At 76.6% G+C, this 19,074-nt stretch carries 16 protein-coding genes and 3 pseudogenes; 8 read left to right on the top strand and 11 right to left on the bottom strand.

Annotated elements, in window-relative coordinates:
* The 4 genes and pseudogenes from MW084_RS21930 to MW084_RS21915 all read right to left on the bottom strand — a co-directional run.
* Positions 1–1,299, bottom strand: a pseudogene (locus tag MW084_RS21930) (AAA family ATPase); the annotation flags it as partial.
* Positions 1,300–1,404: 105 nt separating this feature from the next.
* The coding region (locus MW084_RS21925) for an AAA family ATPase (RefSeq protein WP_275563754.1) at positions 1,405–2,437 on the bottom strand (1,033 nt) is incomplete at its 3' end.
* Positions 2,434–3,612, bottom strand: a complete 1,179-nt coding sequence (locus MW084_RS21920) for an exonuclease SbcCD subunit D (RefSeq protein ID WP_010468972.1) — start codon at positions 3,610–3,612, stop codon at positions 2,434–2,436. The genes MW084_RS21920 and MW084_RS21925, both read right to left, overlap by 4 nt.
* A gap of 104 nt (positions 3,613–3,716) precedes the next feature.
* Positions 3,717–4,343 carry a YigZ family protein gene (locus MW084_RS21915; protein ID WP_010468973.1) on the bottom strand — a complete coding sequence of 209 codons (627 nt, stop codon included), beginning with the start codon at positions 4,341–4,343 and terminating at the stop codon, positions 3,717–3,719.
* 614 nt (positions 4,344–4,957) lie between these two features.
* Between MW084_RS21915 and MW084_RS21905 the strand changes: the two genes are divergently transcribed.
* Positions 4,958–5,371 (top strand): CoA-binding protein, encoded by a 414-nt coding sequence (locus MW084_RS21905; RefSeq protein WP_010468975.1) that lies wholly within the window; start codon positions 4,958–4,960, stop codon positions 5,369–5,371.
* A gap of 11 nt (positions 5,372–5,382) precedes the next feature.
* Here the strand turns inward: MW084_RS21905 and MW084_RS21900 are convergent, their stop codons facing one another.
* The 5 genes from MW084_RS21900 to MW084_RS21880 form a co-directional block, all read right to left on the bottom strand.
* A complete protein-coding gene (locus tag MW084_RS21900) occupies positions 5,383–6,585 on the bottom strand; it encodes a sugar ABC transporter permease (protein ID WP_010468976.1) in 1,203 nt (400 codons plus the stop codon).
* Entirely contained in the window at positions 6,582–7,364 is a 783-nt protein-coding gene (locus MW084_RS21895) for an ATP-binding cassette domain-containing protein (RefSeq protein ID WP_010468977.1), read from the bottom strand. The genes MW084_RS21900 and MW084_RS21895 overlap by 4 nt, the downstream gene beginning before the upstream one ends.
* Positions 7,365–7,390: 26 nt before the next feature.
* A complete protein-coding gene (locus tag MW084_RS21890) occupies positions 7,391–8,503 on the bottom strand; it encodes a sugar ABC transporter substrate-binding protein (protein WP_010468979.1) in 1,113 nt (370 codons plus the stop codon).
* A 70-nt stretch (positions 8,504–8,573) separates the two neighbouring features.
* On the bottom strand, positions 8,574–11,185 hold a 2,612-nt coding region (locus MW084_RS21885; RefSeq protein ID WP_275563752.1), incomplete at its 3' end, for a SpoIIE family protein phosphatase.
* Positions 11,186–11,307: 122 nt separating this feature from the next.
* Positions 11,308–12,081: an acyltransferase gene (locus MW084_RS21880; RefSeq protein WP_010468982.1), complete on the bottom strand. Its 774-nt coding sequence runs from the start codon at positions 12,079–12,081 to the stop codon at positions 11,308–11,310.
* Between the two features lie 138 nt (positions 12,082–12,219).
* Between MW084_RS21880 and MW084_RS21875 the strand changes: the two genes are divergently transcribed.
* Positions 12,220–12,756: a gamma carbonic anhydrase family protein gene (locus MW084_RS21875; protein ID WP_029553323.1), complete on the top strand. Its 537-nt coding sequence runs from the start codon at positions 12,220–12,222 to the stop codon at positions 12,754–12,756.
* Between the two features lie 34 nt (positions 12,757–12,790).
* On the opposite strand, the gene MW084_RS21870 is transcribed toward MW084_RS21875, so the two are convergent.
* Complete coding sequence (locus MW084_RS21870; RefSeq protein ID WP_010468986.1) at positions 12,791–13,471, bottom strand: DedA family protein; 681 nt, start codon at positions 13,469–13,471, stop codon at positions 12,791–12,793.
* 209 nt (positions 13,472–13,680) lie between these two features.
* Here MW084_RS21870 and MW084_RS21865 point away from each other — a divergent pair, with 209 nt between their 5' ends.
* Together MW084_RS21865 and MW084_RS21860 are read left to right on the top strand one after the other, a co-directional pair.
* A complete protein-coding gene (locus tag MW084_RS21865) occupies positions 13,681–14,724 on the top strand; it encodes a DUF8017 domain-containing protein (RefSeq protein WP_029553324.1) in 1,044 nt (347 codons plus the stop codon).
* Positions 14,725–14,808: 84 nt separating this feature from the next.
* The coding region (locus tag MW084_RS21860; RefSeq protein WP_275563751.1) for an MFS transporter at positions 14,809–16,077 on the top strand (1,269 nt) is incomplete at its 5' end.
* A gap of 16 nt (positions 16,078–16,093) precedes the next feature.
* Here MW084_RS21860 and MW084_RS21855 read toward each other — a convergent pair.
* The gene (locus MW084_RS21855) at positions 16,094–16,939 is read right to left on the bottom strand and encodes a spermidine synthase (RefSeq protein WP_010468991.1); all 846 of its coding nucleotides are present in this window, start codon (positions 16,937–16,939) and stop codon (positions 16,094–16,096) included.
* 39 nt (positions 16,940–16,978) lie between these two features.
* Here MW084_RS21855 and MW084_RS24675 point away from each other — a divergent pair.
* The 4 genes and pseudogenes from MW084_RS24675 to MW084_RS21840 all read left to right on the top strand — a co-directional run.
* A pseudogene (locus MW084_RS24675) lies at positions 16,979–17,172 on the top strand (hypothetical protein); the annotation flags it as partial.
* Between the two features lie 9 nt (positions 17,173–17,181).
* Positions 17,182–17,742 (top strand): annotated as a pseudogene (locus MW084_RS21850) (TVP38/TMEM64 family protein); the annotation flags it as partial.
* 105 nt (positions 17,743–17,847) lie between these two features.
* Positions 17,848–18,720, top strand: a complete 873-nt coding sequence (locus MW084_RS21845) for an undecaprenyl-diphosphate phosphatase (RefSeq protein WP_010468994.1) — start codon at positions 17,848–17,850, stop codon at positions 18,718–18,720.
* Between the two features lie 73 nt (positions 18,721–18,793).
* Positions 18,794–18,985, top strand: a complete 192-nt coding sequence (locus tag MW084_RS21840) for a hypothetical protein (protein ID WP_010468997.1) — start codon at positions 18,794–18,796, stop codon at positions 18,983–18,985.
* Positions 18,986–19,074 lie beyond the last annotated feature (89 nt).

The following is a 19,074-nucleotide window of genomic DNA, read 5'->3' as shown; positions in this document are numbered from 1 at the left end:
GAACCCGGCCCGGTACGCGGCGTCCGCGAGCCGGCCGTCGGCCTCCTTGAGCCGCCGCGCGGCGGCCTCGGCGGCCCGTACGGCGTCGGCGGCGGCGTCCAGGGCGGCGGCCTCGCGCTCCAGGGCGGCCGCGCGGCGGGCGACGGTGCCGCCGCCGTCGCCGAGGGCGCGGGCCAGGTCGGCCTCGCGGGCCGCCTGCTCCTGGTCGAGCGCCTCGCGTCGGGAGGCCAGGGCGGCGGCCCGCACCTCCGTCTGCCGGTGTTCCTCGGTGCGCCGGGCGTGCTCGCGTTCGGCCCGCTCCAGTGCCTCGCGCGCGGCCTGGCCGTCGGCGGCCAGGTCGTGCGCCTCGGCGTGCTCGCGCTCCAGCCGTGCGACGAGGTCCTCCAGTACGGCGACGGACGGTCCCCCGGCACCGTCCCGGTACGGGTCGTAGTCCCCGGCACCGTCCCGGTCCGGGTCGTGGTCCCCGGCGCCGTCCCGGTAGGGGGCGTGGTCTCCGGCACCGCCGTGGTCCGGGCTACGGCCCCCGGCGCCGTCCCGGCCGGAGTGACGGCCTTCCGCGCTCCCCCCGTTCGGGCCCCGCTCCCCGGCATCGTCCCGGCCCGGGTCGCGGCTCCCGGCATCGCCGTGGCCCGCCTCGCGAACCTCCGTGCCACGGGCGCCGGGTGACGGCTGTTCGGCGGCCTCCGCCGCGGCGGCGGCGAGGGCCTCCCGTACGGCGGCGAGGTCGCGTTCGGCGGCGGTGAGGGCCTCGGCGGCGCGGGTGTGCGCCGCGTACGCGGCATCCTCGGCGGCGCGGTCGACGTGGTCGGCGGTGGGTTGTGCGGGCGCGGGGTGCTCGGCGGAGCCGCAGACCGCGCAGGGGGCGCCGTCCTCCAGACGGGCCGCCAGTTCGGCGGCGATGCCGCGCAGTCGGCGTTCGCGCAGGTCGAGCCAGGTCTCGTGGGCGGTGGCGGCCCGTTCGCGGGCGGCCGTCAGGCGGGCGCGGGCGGCGGCCGCGTCCTGGGCGAGGGCGTCGCGGCGGCGGGCGGCGTCCCGTCGGCGGCGGGCCGGGGCGAGCCGTCCCAGCAGGTGCTCGGCCCGGGTGGCGGCCTCGCGGGTGGCGTCGACCCGGGCCAGGAGGGTGCGCCGGGTGGTCTCCCAGCCGGCCAGCCAGTCGGCGGTGTCGCGGAGGGCCCGGTCGTCGGCGCGGGCCTGCCGGTCGAGGTCGGCGCGTTCGTGGGCGATCTGCGCGAGGCGCTGTTCGGCGCGGCGGGCGGAGTCGAGGTCGGCGAGTTCCCGGCGGCGGGTCTGCGCGAGNNGGGCGANCGCGTCCGCCCCGGCGTCGGCGGGGCTGCCGGGGAGNNNGNNCNNTNNTANCGTTATCGATGGCGGCGAGGGCGCGGTCGCGGGCGGCGTCCGCGNCGCGGTGGTCGCGTTCCGCCTCGTCGCGCAGGGCGAGCGGCCCGGCCACCCGCTCGGCGGTGCGGGACGCGTCGAGGCGGGCCTGCCGGGCCTCGTGCTCGGCCCGGCGCTCCTCCAGGGCCGCGGCGCGGCGGCGGGCGTCGTCGTACCGTTCGCGCAGGGCGGCGAGGGCGCGCCGCTCATCGAGGGTGCGGCGGGCGGCGGCCTGCCGCTGTTCGGCGGCGGCCAGGGCGAGGCCGGCGGTGTCGAGGGCCTCGCGGGCACCGGAGCGGGCGACGGCGGCCCAGCTCAGGACGGCTTCGGCGAGGCCGGGGTCGCCGGGTTCGCCGCCGGGTGCGGGCCAGTCGCCTGCGGCGTCGCCGGCGGCCTGCGCCATGCGGTGCGCGAGGGCGAGGAGCCGCTGGTCGCCGTCGCGGACCCGGCGTTCGGCGGCGCGGCGCAGCTCGGCGAGGCGTTCCTCGACGGCGGCGAAGCGGCGGGTGCCGAACAGCCGGCCGAGGAGTTTCCCGCGTGCTTCGGCGTCGGCGCGCAGGAAGCGGGAGAAGTCGCCCTGGGGCAGCAGGACGACCTGGCAGAACTGGTCGCGGCTCATCCCGACGAGCTGGGCGATCTCCTCGCCTATCTCCTGGTGGGAGCGGCTCAGCCCGTTCCAGGTGCCGGTGGCGGGGTCGTGCTCGCGCAGCCAGGACTGGGCCTTCTCGGTGGTGGAGCCCTTGCCCCGCTTCTTGGGGCGGAGCTGGGCGGGCCGCCGGGTGACCTCCAGGCGGCGGCCGGCGACGGTCAGGTCGAGGACGACCTCGGTGACGGTGCCGGGAGGCGCGTGGTCGCTGCGCAGCGAGGCGCCGGGGGACTGCCGGGCGCCGGGGACCGATCCGTACAGGGCGAAGCAGACCGCGTCGAGGACGGAGGTCTTGCCGGCTCCGGTCGGGCCGTGGAGGAGGAACAGGCCGGCGGAGCAGAGCGCGTCGAAGTCGATCTCCTGGGCGGTGCCGAAGGGGCCGAAGCCGGCGACGCGGAGCCGGTGGAGCCTCATCCGTCCACCTCGCGCTCGCGTACGGCGAGGTCGGCGCGGACGTCGGCGAAGGCGCCCCGCAGGACGGCCCGTTCGCGGTCGTCGGGGCCGGTTCCGCCGCGTACGTGGGTCACGAAGTCCTCCGCGATCTGCTGGTCGGTGCGCCCGCGCAGGCGGCGGGCGTAGGAGAGGAGGTCGTCGGCGGTGTCGGGGCGCTCGGGTTCGAAGACGAGGCTGAGGGTGTGGGGGAAGCGCCGGGTGAGCCGGGCCATGGGCTCGGCGGGGCGTACGGGGTCGGTGAGGACGGCTTCGACCCAGGCGTCCTCGTGGTGGTCGAGGGCCGGGTCGGCGAGGAGGTCGTCGAGGCGGCCGCGGAGGCGGGCGAGGCGCCGGGGGACGGGGCAGTCGATCCGTTCGGCGGCGACGCCGCCGTCGGGGGCGAGGTCGACGAGCCACATGGTCTTGCGGTGCCGCCACTCGGAGAACGAGTAGGCGAGGGGGGAGCCGGAGTAGCGGACGCGGTCGGTGAGGGCCTGGGAGCCGTGCAGGTGGCCCAGGGCGACGTAGTCGACGCCGTCGAAGACGCCGGCCGGTACGGAGGCGGCGCCGCCGACGGTGATGTCGCGTTCGCTGTCGCTGGGTTCGCCCCCGGTGACGAAGGCGTGGGCGAGGACGACCGAGCGGGTGCCGGCCGGGCGGGCCGCGAGGTCGGCGCGGACGCGGTCCATGGCGGCGGTGAGGACGGCCCGGTGGGCGGCCTTCGGCGCGCCGAGGCGCTGCCGCACGAGGGCCGGTTCGAGGTAGGGCACGGCGTAGAAGGCGACGTCCCCGTGGGGCGGGTCGGGCAGGACGACGGGGGTGCCGATGCCGTCGGGGTCGGTCCGCAGGTGGATGCCGGCGCGTTCGATGAGGCGGGCGGCGACGCCGAGGCGGCGGGCCGAGTCGTGGTTGCCGGAGATCATCACCGTGGGCACGCCCGCTTCGGCGAGCCGGTGCAGGGCGGTGTCGAACAGCTCCACGGCGGTGAGCGGCGGTACGGCGCGGTCGTACACGTCGCCGGCGACAAGGACCGCGTCCACGTCGTGGTCGCGGACGGTGGCGACGAGGTGGTCGAGGAAGGCGGCCTGGGCGTCGAGGAGGCCGACGCGGTGGAAGGACCGGCCCAGGTGCCAGTCCGATGTGTGCAGAAGTCTCACGGTTCCGCTTCGTCCCCCTGTGTCGCCGTACCGCTCGTCGCCTCCCGGCGTGGGCAAGTCTGCCATCCGCCCGGGGGTCCGCCGCGCGCCGGCGGCGGGGCGGGTCAGCCGTCGCCGTACGCCTCGCCGCCGAGTTCCAGCGCGGCCGTGCCGGCGGTGGCGTCGGCGAGCCAGCGGCGGAAGGCGTCCACGTCGGCGTCGGGCAGGCCGACCTCGATGCGCACGGCGTCGGCGTAGCGCACGTCGCGGACGGACCGGCCGGCGGCGCGCAGGTCGTTCTGGAGCCGGCCGGCCCGCTGGTGGTCGACGGTGACGGTGGCGAGCCGGAAGCGGCGGCGGGTGACGGTGCCGACGGCGTCGAGGGCCTCGCCGACGGCGCCGCCGTAGGCGCGGATGAGGCCGCCGGCGCCGAGCTTCACGCCTCCGTAGTAGCGGGTGACGACGGCGGCGGTGTACCGCACGTCGCGCCGCAGCAGCATCTGGAGCATCGGCACGCCGGCGGTGCCGCCCGGTTCGCCGTCGTCGCCGGCCTTCTGGACGGCGGCGTCGGCGCCGATCACGTACGCGAAGCAGTTGTGGGTGGCGGTGGGGTGCTCGCGGCGGACGCGGGCGACGAAGTCCTGGGCCTCCCGCTCGGTGGCGGCGGGGGCGAGCGCGCAGAGGAAGCGCGACCGGTTGACCTCGGTCTCGTGCACGCCCGCGCGGGCCACCGTCAGATACTGCTCCTGCATCCCGCCACCCTAGCCGCGCCCCGGCGCGGCCTTCCCCGAGGCGTCCCGGGCGGCCTGCGCGGCGAGGCGACGGAGGGCGTCGTCCCAGGTGGGCGGCAGGTCGTCGGTGGTGGTCTCCCAGAAGACGAACGCGGAGTCGCACATCACCGGCCGGAGGTCCCGCATGATCCCGCGGTGGGGCTCGGCGCGGACGTAGGCGTCCAGGGCGTCGCGGTCCCGCCAGGCGGAGAGGGTGTGGAAGGTCCGCCGGAGCGGCCGGGCGAGGAGCGAGACGCCGTACGCGCCGGGCGCGGCGACGGCCTGCCGCCGGGCGGCGAGGGACTTCAGGAGGAAGCGCGGCACGTCCCCCGCGGAGCGGACCTCGAAGCGCGAGGCCATGACGAGGGCGGGGGNGTGCGGNGNTACGGGGGCGGAGGCGGTCCAGGGCAGTGCGGGCACGGCGGGGTCCTCTCGGCGGGGCGCGGCAGGGACGCGACGGAAAGCGGATAGCGGAGCTACCCATAAATGGATAGTGACACTGTCCGTGTCGGATGTAAAGCGCCCTGGGGAATGCCGGGCGCCCCGGCCCGGTTGCCCCGCACAGGGACGGCCCCGGACGAACAGGAGACGAACGCGTGTACGGCGATACGGAGACCATCCGCAGGATCCTCACCGAGTCCGGTGACACCTGGGCCGTGGTGGGCCTGTCCACCAACCGGTCGCGGGCGGCGTACGGCGTGGCGGCCGTGCTCCAGCGGTTCGGCAAGCGGGTCGTGCCGGTGCACCCGAAGGCGGAGACCGTCCACGGCGAACAGGGGTACCCCACCCTGGCGGACGTCCCGTTCCCGGTGGACGTGGTGGACGTCTTCGTCCACAGCGGGCTGGCCGGGGAGGTCGCGGACCAGGCGGTCGCCAAGGGCGCCAGGGCGGTCTGGTTCCAGCTCGGCGTCGTCGACGAGGCGGCGTACGCGCGGACCCGGGCGGCGGGGCTGGACATGGTCATGGACCGGTGCCCCGCGATCGAGATCCCCGCCCTCGGACTGGGCTGAGGCGCCGGGCGCTACGCCCGGCCGTGCTCCCTGCGGATGCGTCTGGCCACGGTGTCGACGACGACGGCCGCCAGCAGCACCCCGCCGGTGACCGTGAACTGGACGGCCGCCTCGATGCCCAGCAGGGACATCCCCGAGGCGATCGACTGGATGACGAGCATCCCCAGCAGGGCGGACCAGGTGGTGCCGCGCCCGCCGAAGAGACTGGTGCCGCCGATCACGGCTGCGGCGATCACGTTCATCAGCAGCAGGCTCGACCCGGACGTCTGGCTCACCGAGGTGATGCGCGAGGCGAGGAACAGCCCGCCGACCGCGGCCATGGTCCCGGACAGCGCGAAGACGGACACCCGTACGCGGACGACGTCGATCCCGGCCCGCCGGGCCGGCTCGCCGCCGCCCCCGCCGAGGGCGTACACCTTCCGCCCGTACCGGGTGCGGCGCAGCACGAGGTCGAGGCCGCCGACGACGAGGAGGAAGGCGAGCAGGGCGAGCGGCAGCCCCTGGAACCGGTTGAGCACGTGCGCGGCCAGGAACGCCACCAGCGCCACCGCCCCGGTCCGCACCGCGATCCGCGTGAGCGGCCGGTGCGGCATCCCGGCCGCCCTGCGCCGCCGCCGGTCCCGGTGGGAGACGAGGAAGTACAGGACGGAGCCGGCCGCCGCCAGCCCGTACGCGGCGGCGACCTCGTGGAAGTAGTGGCCCGTCAGCCGGCCCAGGAGGCTCTCCTCGTCGAGGTTGACCGTGCCGGCGGCGCCCAGGACGTACAGCATCAGGCCGTTCCAGCCCAGGAGCCCGGCGAGGGTGACGGCGAAGGCCGGCACGCCCACCCGGGCGACGAGCAGGCCGTGCAGGGCGCCGATCGCCGCGCCGCAGAGCACGGCGGCCGCCACGGCCAGCCATTCCGCCACCCCGTGCCGCACGCTGAGCACGGCGAACAGGGCCGCGGCGAGGCCGCTGACGGACCCGACCGACAGGTCGATCTCGCCGATCAGCAGGACGAAGACGACGCCGACGGCGATCATCCCGGGGCCGACGATGTCCACGCCGAGGTTGGACAGGTTCCGGGGCGCGAGGAAGTTGCCGTTGAGGCCCTGGAAGACCGACCAGATCACGAGGACGCCGACGACGACGGGCAACACGCCGGGCTCGCCGGTGCCCAGCCGCCGGCCGGCCGCCTCCACACCGCTCCCCAGGGCCCGGCGGAGGGCGTTCACCGCTCCGCCCGGTGCGTGTGCGGGGCGCGGCGCACGGCGCCGGGGTAACTGGAGACCCCGGTGACGGAGGAGACGATCTGCTCCTGCGAGGCGGTGCTGACGTCGAAGACCCCGTTGTTGCGGCCGAGGTGGAGGACGGCGACGCGGTCCGCGACCGCCTTGACGTCGCCCATGTTCTGACTGATCAGCAGCACGCCCGTGCCCCGGTCGCGGAGCTTCTCGACGAGGTCCAGGAAGCGGCTGGTCTGCCGGACGCCGAGGGCGGCGGTGGGTTCGTCGAAGAGGAGCAGCCGCGGCTCCCCGACGAGCGAGCGGGAGATCGCGACGGTCTGCCGCTGCCCGCCCGGCAGAGTCGCCACCCGGGCCCGCAGGTCGGGCACGTGGACGGCGAGCGACCCCATCAGGTCGCGGGCCCGGCGCTCCATCTCGACCTCGTCGAGGAGGCCCGCCCGGCACAACTCCCGGCCGAGGAACAGGTTGGCGACGACGTCGAGGTTGTCGCAGAGCGCCAGGTCCTGGAAGACCGCGGCGATGCCGAGGGCGTGGGCGTCGCGGGGGCGCCGCACCCGCACGGCGCGCCCCTCCCACCGGATGACCCCCTCGTCGGCGGGCGCGACCCCGGCGATCACCTTCACCAGGGTGGACTTCCCGGCTCCGTTGTCGCCCATCAGGGCGACGACCTCCCCGGCCCCGACCTCCAGTCCGACATCGGCAAGCGCCTCGACGGCGCCGAAGCGCTTGCGGACGCCGCGCAGGCTCAACAGCGGTGGGACCGGCACCGGGGACCACCTCCTTCTCCGCCCGATTACACGGTGAGTCCGGCCTTCGCGCACGCCGACGCGTACTTCGGAGTACAGATCTGCGCGATCGTGTACACCCCGTCCCTGACGACGGTGTCGCGCACGGTGCCCGCGGTGACGGGCACCGGGGCGAACCGGACGGCCGGCACCCCCCGCACGGTGACCTCCTCCCCGCCCCGCGGGGCGATGGCGTCCGCCGGGTCGCCGCGGCCGAGCGCGACGGCCATCTCGGCCGCGGCGGCGGCCATCGGCCCGAACGGCTTGTACACCGTCATGTACTGCTCGCCGGCGACGATCCGCCGGAGGGCGTCGAGGTCGGCGTCCTGCCCGGTGACCGGCGGCAGCGGCGTGACGAAGTCGGCCTTCAGCGCGGAGACGACGGCGCCGGCGAGCCCGTCGTTGGCGGCGTACACGCCGTCGATGCCCCCGGGGCCCAGGGCGGCGATCGCGCCGGACATGTGGGCCCGGGCGGTCTCGGGGCGCCAGCGGCCCGTGTCGTACTCCCTGACGATCCGCACCCTGCCGTTCAGGACCTCGCGCGCGCCCCGCTCCAGGGCGACGGCGTTCGGGTCGGCCGGGTCGCCGTTCACCATGACGACGCGCCCGCCGTCCGCCCCGGCGCCCATGGCCCGCAGCAGCGCCTCGGCCTGGAGGCGGCCGGTCCGCCGGGCGTCGAAGGAGACGAAACCGGCGACCGGGCCGTCGGCGAGGCGGTCGTAGGAGACGACGGGGACGCCGGCGTCGGCGGCCCTGGCCACCGCGGGGCCGAGCGCCCGGGAGTCCACAGGGCCGAGGATCAGGACGTCGGCCCCCGCGGTGAGCATCGAGTCGAGCTGCTGCTTCTGCGCGGCGACGTCGCTGCGGGCGTTGGCGTAGTCCACGGTGCAGCCCGGGCAGATCTGGCGGATCTTCGCCTCGATCAGGGGCCGGTCGAACGCCTCCCAGCGGGCGGTGTGGGCGTCCGGCAGCAGCAGCCCGACGCGGGGGGTGAAGTCGGTGTACGTGGGGTTCGGGCCGTCCCCCAGGTGCGCCTGCTCGGCGGTGCCGCAGCCGGCGAGCACCACGGCGAGCGCCGCCGCGACGGCGGCGGCGCGCCCGCGGGTCCTCAGACGGAACACCGTTCCTCACCTTCCTTCGCGTTCGGGGCCGTACGGGCCGGGGGCGGACGGCGGTCCGGGGNNGNACNNNCCGGGGGCGGACGGCGGGCCAGGGGCGGACGGCGGTCCGGCGCCGGTGTCCGGGGCGCGGGCGACGACGAGTTCGCTCCACACCTGCTTGCCGCCGCTGACCGGCACCGACCCCCACGACGCCGACACGGCCTCCACCAGGAACAGCCCGCGGCCCCCGGTGGCGTCCCAGTCGGCCATCACGGGCTTGGCGGGGGCCCGCGGCGAGGCGTCGGTGACGGCGACGCGCATCCGGTCCCCGGCGAGCGTCAGGTCGAGGCGCACCGCCCCCGGGGTGTGCACCAGGGCGTTGGTGACCAGTTCGGAGACGACGAGCAGGACCGTGTCCGCCTCCTCGGCGACGCCCCAGCCGCGCAGGGTGCGGGCGGTGAAGCGGCGGGCGTGCATGACGGCGTCGGGCAGCCGCCACACGGTCCACCCGGCGCGGATGGGCGGGACCCCCATCCCGTCGTAGCGCATCAGCAGCAGGGCGACGTCGTCGTCGCGGCGGGTGCCGTCGCCGAGGAGCCGGTCGGCCATGCGCCCGGGATCGCCGGGGTCGGCCCGGGAGAGCAGGTCGCGCGTCCGGCGCATCCCGTCCTCCAGATGGAGGGCGGACGACTCGACCAGTCCGTCCGTGAACAGCGCGAGGACCGTGCCGGGGGCGAGGCCGACGGCGGTGATGGGGTAGTCCGCGTCGGCGAGGACCCCCAGGGGGAGGCCGCCCTCGGTGTCGACCTCCTCCGCCGTGCCGTCCGGGTGGCGCAGCAGCGGGGCGAGGTGACCGGCGCGGATCATCCACGCCTCGCCCTCCTCCATGTCGAGTTCGACGTAGCAGCAGGTGGCGAAGAGGTCGGTCTCCATGCCGACGAGGAGCCGGTTGGCGTGCGAGACGACGACGTCGGGCGGGTGCCCCTCGACCGCGTACGCCCTGATGGCGGTGCGGATCTGGCCCATGATGGTGGCCGCGCCGGCGCTGTGCCCCTGGACGTCGCCGATGACGAGGGCGACGCGGCTGCCGGAGAGGGGGATCACGTCGTACCAGTCGCCGCCGACCTCCAGGCCGACCATCGCCGGCAGGTAGCGCGCCACGGCCACTCCCCCGGCCAGCTCGGGGAGCCTGCGCGGCAGCAGGCTGCGCTGGAGGGTGGTGGCCAGTTCGTGCTGGGCGTCGAAGGCGCGGGCGCGGCGCAGCGCCTGGCCCGCCAGGCCGGCGGTGGCGGTCAGCAGGGACCGCTCCTCGGCGCCGAAGTCGTGCGGCTCGTCCCAGCCGGCCAGGCAGGCGCCGATGACGCGGCCCTCGGCGGGCAGCGGCAGGAGGGCGAGGCCGCCCGGCCCAACGCCGGCGAGGGCCGGTTCGAGTTCCGTGCCCGCCGGGACCAGGCTCACCCGCACCTCCCGGAGCGCCGCCGCGAGCGTCGGCAGGGAGCGCAGGGGGGTGTCGGGCCACTCGGAGCGCCACTCGGAGCGCCAGACCTCCGGCCAGGCGCCCGGCTCGGGCGGGTCCAGGACGGTGACGACGAGCCGGTCGGCGTCCAGGCTCGCGACGGCGACGCGGTCGGCACCGACGAGGGGGTCGCGCAGGGTGCCGACGACGACGCGGGCGACGTCGCGGGCGGTCATCGTGGCGGCGAGGGACGCGGACAGCCGCTGGACGAGGGAGACCTCGTCGGTCCCCGGGCGCAGCGAGGAGGCGTCGACGACGACGCCCAGGACGCGTTCGGGGCGGCCGTCGGGACCGTCCAGGACGCGGGAGCGCAGCCGCAGCCAGCGCAGGTCGCCGGTGGGCCGGCGGACCCGGAACTCCAGCTCCCGGCTCACCGGCGTGGCCTTGCCCGGTTCGACCAGGGACATCAGGGCCGGCAGGTCGTCGGGGACGGCGTGGGCGAGGAACGTCTCGACCCGGCCGTCGAAGTCGCCGGGGTCGATGTCGACGAGTTCGAGCATCCGCGCGTCGGCGGTGATCCGCCCGGTGTGGAGGGCCAGGGTGAACGACCCGAGCCGCTCCGCGTCCGACGCACGGCCGGGCATCGGCTGGTACGCGACCTGCGCGCCCTCCCGGCGCGGCACCGGCCCCACCGGTACGGCCCCGCCGGCGCCGCTGGCGACCCGGTAGGCCGTCCCCGGCCCGCCGCCCGCCTCCAGGCGGGCGGCGACCTGCTCGGCGTACAGCTCCATGAAGCCCCGCCGGTCGGCGTCGAAGCCCCGGCCGGTGTCGTCGACGACGACCAGGCAGCCGAGCCGCCGGCCGTCCGCGCCGAGGGGCAGCACGCCCAGCGCCGCGCCGGGCGCGAGGGCCGCGGGCACGGCCTCCCGGCGGGCGGCGAGCTCGGCCGCGGTGGGCCACAGGGGGCGGCCGCGCCGGAAGACCTCGGCGACGGCCGAGCACCCCGACACGGCGTACCCGCCCGGCCAGCCGGGCAGCGCCCCGAAGTCCCCGGCGGGCCCGGCGAGGCGCAGCTCGCGGCCGCCCTCGCCGGGGACGTACACGGCGGCCAGGGTGGCCCCGGCGAACACCGGCGCGCGCCAGGCCGGGCGTACGCCGTCGCACGGCCGCGTCGCACCGGGGGCTCCGCCCGCGGGGTCGGCCCGCAGTTCCGGAGCCCCAGCCGCGGTGCCGCCTTCGCTGGACACTTCCCCATCACACCTCACCCTCCATACTGGGCGCCCCCGCGGGACGGGGGCCAGTCAGGCGGGCCGGCGGGGTGGCGGCGCGGCACCCCCGGCGGACCGGGGGAGCCGGGCGGCGCCTCCGGTCAGCGGCCCTCGCCGCACGCCGGAGCGGCGGGCCGCGCGGCCGGGGGGTGCTCGGGGAGCTCGGGGTGCTCGGGCAGCTCGGGGAGCGGTGCGACCGGTACGGGCGGGGGCGTGCGCAGCGGGGGCTGCCAGCCGCCGTCCGGGTCCCAGCGGCGCACCGCACGCGCCGGCGCCCCGGCGACGACCGTGTGGTCGGGCACCTCGCCCCGGACGACCGCCCCGGCGGCGGCCACGACGTTCCGGCCGATCCGGGCGCCGGGCAGGACCACCGCGCCGGTGCCGAGCCGGCGGCCCGGGCCCACCTCGACGGGGGCGGAGCGCGGCCGCTGCCGGCCGATCGGCTCGTGCGGGTCGTCGTAGCCGTGGTTGGTCGAGGTGATGTAGACGTACGGCCCGCAGAAGGTGTTCGCGCCGACGGTCACCGGCGCGTCCGCCACGATGCGGCTGCCGCACCCGAGGACGACGCCGTCGCCGAGGGTGACCACCGGGTCGGGGCCGAGGCCGGGCATCATGCCGGCACTGAGGGTCACCTGCTCGCCGATGACGCAGCACTCCCCCAGCTCGATCCACTGCTCGCCGAAGACCGTGCCCTGGGGGAGGGCGAGCCGGGTGCCGGCGCCGATCCGGCGGAACCTCAGGGGCCCGGGGCGGTCGGCGGTGCCGGCGCCGGTCTCCCGCACCCGGCGCCAGCCGCGGTGCACCGCGGCGGAGAGCGCACGGCGGCACCAGGCGGACAGCGGCGGGAAGGAGGACGTGTTTCCGGCCCTGGGCACCCGGACACGGCAGTGCGCCGGATCACCGCCGGTCAGGGCGGAGCGCTGTGACGTTCGCCCCGCCGGCCCGGGCCCGGCGTGCCCTACGGTTCCTCCCGGGCGGGGCGAGGGGCCCCGGTGCGCGAGGGAGCGGCGGACATGACGGAACGGCCATTGATCACCGCGGTGGGCGGCAGGGAGCCGGAGGTGGCCGCGACCGCCTTCGCCGCGCCCACGTCCGTCGTGGTCGGCGAGGTCACGATGGGGCCGGGGTCCAGCGTCTGGTACCACGCCGTGCTGCGCGCGGACTGCGCGCCGATCGTCATCGGCGCGGACAGCAACGTCCAGGACAACTGCACGGTGCACGGCGACCCCGGCTTCCCCGTGACGGTCGGCGAGCGGGTGTCGGTCGGCCACAACGCCGTCCTGCACGGCTGCACCGTGGAGGACGGCGTCCTGGTCGGCATGGGGGCCACGGTCCTCAACGGCGCGCACATCGGCGCGGGCTCGCTGGTCGCCGCGCAGGCGCTCGTCCCGCAGGGGATGCGGGTCCCGCCCGGATCGCTCGTCGCGGGCGTCCCCGCGAGGATCGTGCGGCGGCTGACGGACGAGGAGGTCGAGGGCCTGGAGGAGAACGCGGCGGTCTACCGGGAGCTGGCGCGGGCGCACCGCGAGGCGCACGCCCCGGGGGCCTGACCGGCGTCCCGGGGCGCACCGGGCCGGGCCCCCGTCAGTCGGCCGCGGCGGGGGCGGGCGCCTGGTGCGCCCCGGCCGGGGCGGTGGCGGCGCGCTCCGCCTCGGACTTCTCCGCGGCCTTCCCGGCGCGGTGCCTGAGCACGAGCATCGAGGTGAGCCCCACCGCCACGGCGAGGACCAGGCCCAGCCAGGAGAACCGCTTCAGCCACGCCTCGGCGACGACGCCCACGGAGTAGATCACCGCCGTGGTGCCGCCCGCCCAGAGGATGCCGCCGAAGACGTTGGCGAGGAGGAACTTCCAGTACGGCATCCGCAGGACGCCCGCCAGCGGTCCGGCGAAGATCCGCAGCAGGGCCACGAACCGGCCGAAGAAGACGGCCCACACGCCCCACTTCTGGAAGGACCGCTCGGCCAGCGCGATGTTGGCCTCGCTGAAGTGCTTGGGGAACTTCCCGCCGAGCCAGGCCAGCAGGGGCCGCCCGCCCCTGCGGCCGATGGCGTAGCCGATCGAGTCGCCGACGATCGCGCCCGCCGAGGCGCAGGCGCCCAGGACGTACGGGTCGATGTCCCCGTGCTGGGAGGCGAGGAGCGCGGAGCTGACGAGGACGATCTCGCCCGGCAGCGGGATGCCGAGGCTTTCCAGCCCGATCACCACACCCACCAGGATGTAGATGCTGACCGCGGGAACGGTCTCGAGCCACTCCTGGACGTGCAACGCCGGTTCCTCCGTATCGACGAGCGACCTGTGGGCGAGGCAGCCTACCCGGTCGCGGGGCGGGGCCCCCGGCCGGTTCGCGGACCGGGGCCGCGAGGGAGGACGCCGGCGCGCCCGGCGGGGTTGCCCGCGCCGGGCGGGCACCTGAGACGGGCGGACCGGGGGCCGGGCACGGGCCCGGGCGCACTCCCCCTCTATGGTTACAGCCCATGTGGCCAGGACAGCAGCCGCCCGGGGGCGAGCAGAACCCGCAGGACCAGAACGTGCCGAACCCCTACCAGCAGCCGGGGTACCAGCAGCCGAACCCGTACCAGCAGCCCGGATACCCGCAGGCGGGGCACCCGCAGCCGGGGTACCCGCAGCCCAACCCGTACCAGCAGCCGACCGCGCCGCAGTACGAGGTCCCCGGGAAGGTGCCCGGCCCGCCGGTGCCGCCGGACGGCGGCGGGAGGGGGACGACGGTCGTCGCGATCGCCGCGGCCCTCGTCGTCCTGGCCACCGCCGGCGTGACCGGCTACCTGGTCCTCGGCGAGGACGGGGAGGAGTCCACCGCCCAGGGCGGTCCGACCCCGAGCGCGACCGCGCCGTCGGCGCCGGTCGGGCAGCCGTCGGCGCCGCCCCCCGCCAACCCGCGCGACGGCTCGACGGCGCCCCGGCCGTCCGTCCCGGGCTGGAAGGTCGTCCACAACCCGAAGCGCGACACCCTCTTCGACATCCCGCCGGACTGGGAGGTGCTCGGTTCGGGCCTGGCCACCGGCTTCGAGGACGAGAAGGCCGGCGACGGCTCGCCCGTCGTCACCATGTCGGCGCCCGGCCGCTACAAGAGCGAGTGGTGCACCTACGACGACGACAAGGACGGCACCGCCGACAAGTGGAGCCTGGCCACGGCCGGCACCAAGGGCGGCCAGGGCGCCAAGGACACCGCCGAGGCCGCGTACAACGAAGCCGGCAGCTGGGCGTGGGCGGCGTACGCGCAGACCGAGCCCAAGGGCACCGTCAAGGTCGCCAAGGCCGTGCCGTACACGACGAAGTCCGGCCTGAAGGGCCACGTCGCCACGGCGACCGCCCTCGGCACCAAGCACGAGAACAAGTGCGACACGGACGGCAAGGCCATCGCGTTCTCCTTCAAGAACGCCAAGGGCGACTTCGTCTCCTGGGTGATGTACGCGAACACGGGGATCAAGGACGAGGTGCCCGAGGAGACGATCCGGAAGATCCTCGCCACCGTCCGGCTGGCCGAGCCCGCCTCGTAGGGCCGGGGGCCTGACGGGCAGTCCGTTTGTCGGCGGGCAGGGCCACCGGCGATAGTCCGGGGGTGAAGTCCTCCGCCACGCCCNCGCCCCCGCCGCCGCCCGGAGTGGGCGGGGCGCAACTACGTCCTGCTGACCGCCGCCGCCGCCGTCACCGGCCTGGGCTCCCACGGCGCCCTGGTGGCGGCGGCGTTCGCGGTGCTGGAGTCCGGCGGCGACGGCGGCGACGTGGGCCTGGTCGCCGCGGCCCGCACCCTGCCGCTCGTCGTGTTCCTCCTCGTCGGCGGAGCCGTCGCGGACCGGCTGCCGCGGCACCGCGTCATGGTCGCCGCCAACGCCCTCAACTGCGTCTCGCAGGGCGTCTTCGCGGCCCTGGTGCTCACCGGCCGGGCGGAGCTGTGGCAGATGCTGGTGCTGTCCGCGCTGGGCGGCACGGGCCAGGCGTTCTTCAGCCCGGCCGCCGAGGGCATGCTGATGTCCAGCGTCGGGCACGGGCAGGCGAGTCGCGCCTTCGCGCTGTTCCGCATGGCCGTGAGCGGCGCGGCCATCGGCGGGGCGGCGCTCGGCGGCGCCCTGGTCGCCGCGTTCAGCCCGGGCTGGGTGCTCGCCGTCGACGCGGCGGCGTTCGCCGCGGCGGGCGCGCTGCGGGTGTTCCTGGACGTGAGCCACGTCCCCGAGCGGGCCCCCGGCGGCGGGCTGCTCGCCGACCTGCGCGAGGGGTGGGACGAGTTCGTCGGCCGCCCCTGGCTGTGGGCGGTCGTCGCGCAGTTCTCCGTGGTCGTCGCCGTCGTCGGCGCCGCCGAGTCCGTGTACGGGCCGCTGGTCGCGCAGGAGTCGCTGGGCGGCGCGCGGCCGTGGGGCCTGGCCCTGGCCGCGTTCGGCGTGGGCACGCTCGGCGGCGCGCTGCTGATGACGCGCTGGAAGCCGCGCAGACTGCTGCTGACGGGCACGGTGTGCGTGTTCCCGCTGGCCCTGCCGTCGGCGGCGCTGGCCGTGCCGCTGCCGGTGGGCGGCCTGGTGGCGGTGATGTTCGCGTCCGGGGTGGCGGTCGAGGTGTTCGGGGTGGCGTGGATGACCTCGCTGCACCAGGAGATCCCGGAGGAGAAGCTGTCGCGGGTCGCCGCGTACGACTGGTTCGGCTCGACCGCGATGCTGCCGCTGTCGACGGCGGTCGCGGGCCCGGTGGCGGACCTCGTCGGGCTGTCGCACGCGCTGTGGGGGTGCGCGGCGCTGGTCACGCTGGTGACGGCGCTGGTCCTGCTCGTCCCGGACGTGCGGAACCTCACGCGCCGCGCCGAGCCGGCCGCGGCGGACCGGCCGCGGGAGCCGGCCGGGGCCCCGCCGGCGTCCGCCTGACCCGCGGGGCCGGTCGTCAGCCGATGCCGAAGGCGCCGCCGGGCGGCTCGGGCGAGGGGACCGCGTCCGCGTCCCGCACCACCGCCGCGTCCCCGGTGAACCGCGCCAGGGCGGGCCCGTGCTCCACCCGCGCGGGGAAGGCGTCGGCGGCGGCCCGCCGGGCCAGCCGGGCCGTGTCGACCGGGGCGTGCGAGGCGACCAGCACCACGTTGCCGAACCGCCTCCCCCGCAGCACCGACGGCTCGGCGATCAGCGCCAGCTCCGCGAAGACGGCCGCGAGGGTGGCCAGCTGGGAGCGGAGGAACCCGAACGGCGCCCCGTCCGCCAGGTTCGCCGCGTACCGGCCGTCCGGCCGCAGGACCCGCTCCACCTCGCGGGCGTACTCGACGGACGTCAGGTGCGCCGGCACCCGCGAACCGCCGAACACGTCCCCCACCACCAGGTCCGCCGACCGGGCGGGCGCCGCCTCCAGCCACGCCCGCGCGTCCGCGCCGTGCACGGTGATCCCCGCCCCCTCCGGTACGGGCAGGTGCTCCGCGACCAGCGCGAGCAGCGCCCGGTCCGCCTCGACGACCTGCTGCCGGGAGCCGGGCCGGGTCGCCGCGACGTACCGGGGCAGCGTCAGCGCGCCGCCCCCGAGGTGGACCGCGTCGAGCGGGGCGCCCTCGCCGCCGGCGGCGTCCACGACGTGGGCGAGGCGCCGCGCGTACTCGAACTCCAGGTGCGTCGGGTCGTCGAGGTCGACGTACGACTGCGGGGCGCCGTCGACGGTCAGCAGCCAGGCCCGCTCCCGGTCGATGTCCGGCAGGAGCCTGGCGGTGCCGCCGTCGACGGCGCGCAGTACGGGCACGGAGTCGTTCACCGCCCCATTCTCCCAGCCGCGCCGCGGGCCGGGACGGGGGTGCGACGCCGGTCACGGCGGGCGCGCGGCGGCGTCGGCTACGCTCCCCTGGTGCCCGAGCCCGCCACCCGGCCCCCGGCCGGTACCGCCCCGCGCCCCTCCCGCCTCCTCCTCTCGCCCCGGTCGCGGCTGGCGCTCCTCGTCTGCCTGCTCGCGGGCGCCGGGGCGGCGGCCGTCGCCTACGAACCGCACCGNGCTCCTGNCGCCAGGTTCAGCACGGGGCGGGCGGCGCGGGCGCCGTCGTGCTGTTCGGTCTCGCGTACGGGCTGTGCACCGCCGCGTTCGTCCCCCGCCCCGTGCTGAACCTGGCGTCGGGCGCGCTCTTCGGCACGCAGGCGGGGCTCGCCGCGGCCGTCGCCGGGACCGTCCTCGGGGCGGGCGTCGCGTTCGCGCTCGGCCGCGCCCTGGGCCGGGACGCGCTGCGTCCGCTGCTGCGGGGCCGCTGGGCACAGGCGGCGGACCGGCAGCTCGGCCGGCACGGGTTCCGGTCGACGCTGGCGATCCGCCTGTTCCCCGGGGTGCCGTTCGCCGCGGCCAACTACGGCGCGGCGGTCTCGCGGGTGGGGTACGCGCCGTTCCTGCTGGGCACGGCGCTGGGGTGCGTGCCGAACACGGCGGCGTACGTGGTCGCCGGAAGCCACGCCGCGGCGCCGGGCTCCCCGGCCTTCCTGCTGTCGGCCGGGTTCATCGCGGCCTGCGCGGCCGGCGGGGCGGTCGTCGCCTGGCGCAAGCGGCACCGGCTGCGGTCGGCGCCCGCGGCCTGACGGTGGTTCGGGACCCGGGGCGATCACCGAGCGCTCACCGCGAGACGGTAGGCTGCAGCGACCCCATCGATCACACGCGTACATCCTCGGGACGGCCCTGGCCCCATGAATTGGTTCGAATCGCTCATCCTCGGACTCGTCCAGGGGCTCACGGAGTTCCTCCCCATCTCCTCCAGCGCCCACCTGCGCCTCACCGCCGCCTTCGCGGGCTGGCAGGACCCGGGCGCCGCCTTCACCGCGATCACGCAGATCGGCACCGAGGCGGCGGTCCTGATCTACTTCCGCAAGGACATCGGCCGCATCGTGTCGGCCTGGTTCCGCTCCCTGACCGACAAGTCCATGCGCTCCGACCACGACGCCCGGATGGGCTGGCTGGTGATCGTCGGGTCGATCCCGATCGGTGTGCTGGGCGTCACGCTGAAGGACCACATCGAGGGCCCCTTCCGCGACCTGCGGCTGATCGCCACGACCCTGATCGTGCTCGGCATCGTGCTGGGCGTGGCCGACCGGCTGGCGGCGCGCACCCAGGAGGGCGGCAGGCACCGGGCGGTGCAGGAGCGCAAGACGCTGCGGGACCTGGGTGTCAAGGACGGCCTGATCTTCGGCCTGTGCCAGGCGATGGCGCTGGTCCCGGGCGTCTCCCGGTCGGGTGCGACCATCAGCGGCGGCCTGCTGATGAACTACACGCGCGAGGCGGCGGCCCGCTACTCGTTCCTGCTGGCCATCCCCGCCGTCATGGCCTCGGGCGTGTTCGAGCTGAAGGCCGTGGGCGAGGGCCACGTCGCGTGGGGGCCGACGCTCTTCGCGACGGTCATCGCGTTCGCCGTGGGGTACGCGGTCATCGCGTGGTTCATGAAGTTCATCACCACCAAGAGCTTCATGCCGTTCGTCATCTACCGGATAGCCCTCGGCCTGGTGCTGTTCGTCCTGATCTGGCTGGGCGTCCTCAGCCCTGAGGCGGGCCAGCCGACGCACTGACGCCACCGTGGGAATCGTCACGATGCGTGGCGGGTCACAGCGTATCGTCCGATGTGCGCACTAGTCTGGTCACATGTCCACTCCTCCGTTCGACCCCTTCGACCCGACCCTGCCCGTCCCCGACGCCGACGCCCTGAACCGGGCGATCCGCGAGTTGTGGGCGCGTGCGGAGGGACGCCTGTCGGCGGACGAGCAGCGGATCTACCAGGCCCTCGTCCTGAGGTGGGCCGCCGCCCAGCAGGGCGACGTCGGCACCGCCGGCTGACGCCCGCCGGCTGACGCCCGCCGTCCCCCGCGAGCGCGCCCGGACGCTGCGGTCGCCCCGCCGTACGGCCCCGCGTCGTGCCCCACGAG

Origin of the sequence: Streptomyces sudanensis, from assembly GCF_023614315.1 — a bacterium.
GTDB classification, from domain to species: Bacteria; Actinomycetota; Actinomycetes; order Streptomycetales; family Streptomycetaceae; genus Streptomyces; species Streptomyces sudanensis.
The sequence above is the reverse complement of the archived record's forward strand: the minus strand, read 5'-3'. Positions and strand labels throughout refer to the sequence as shown.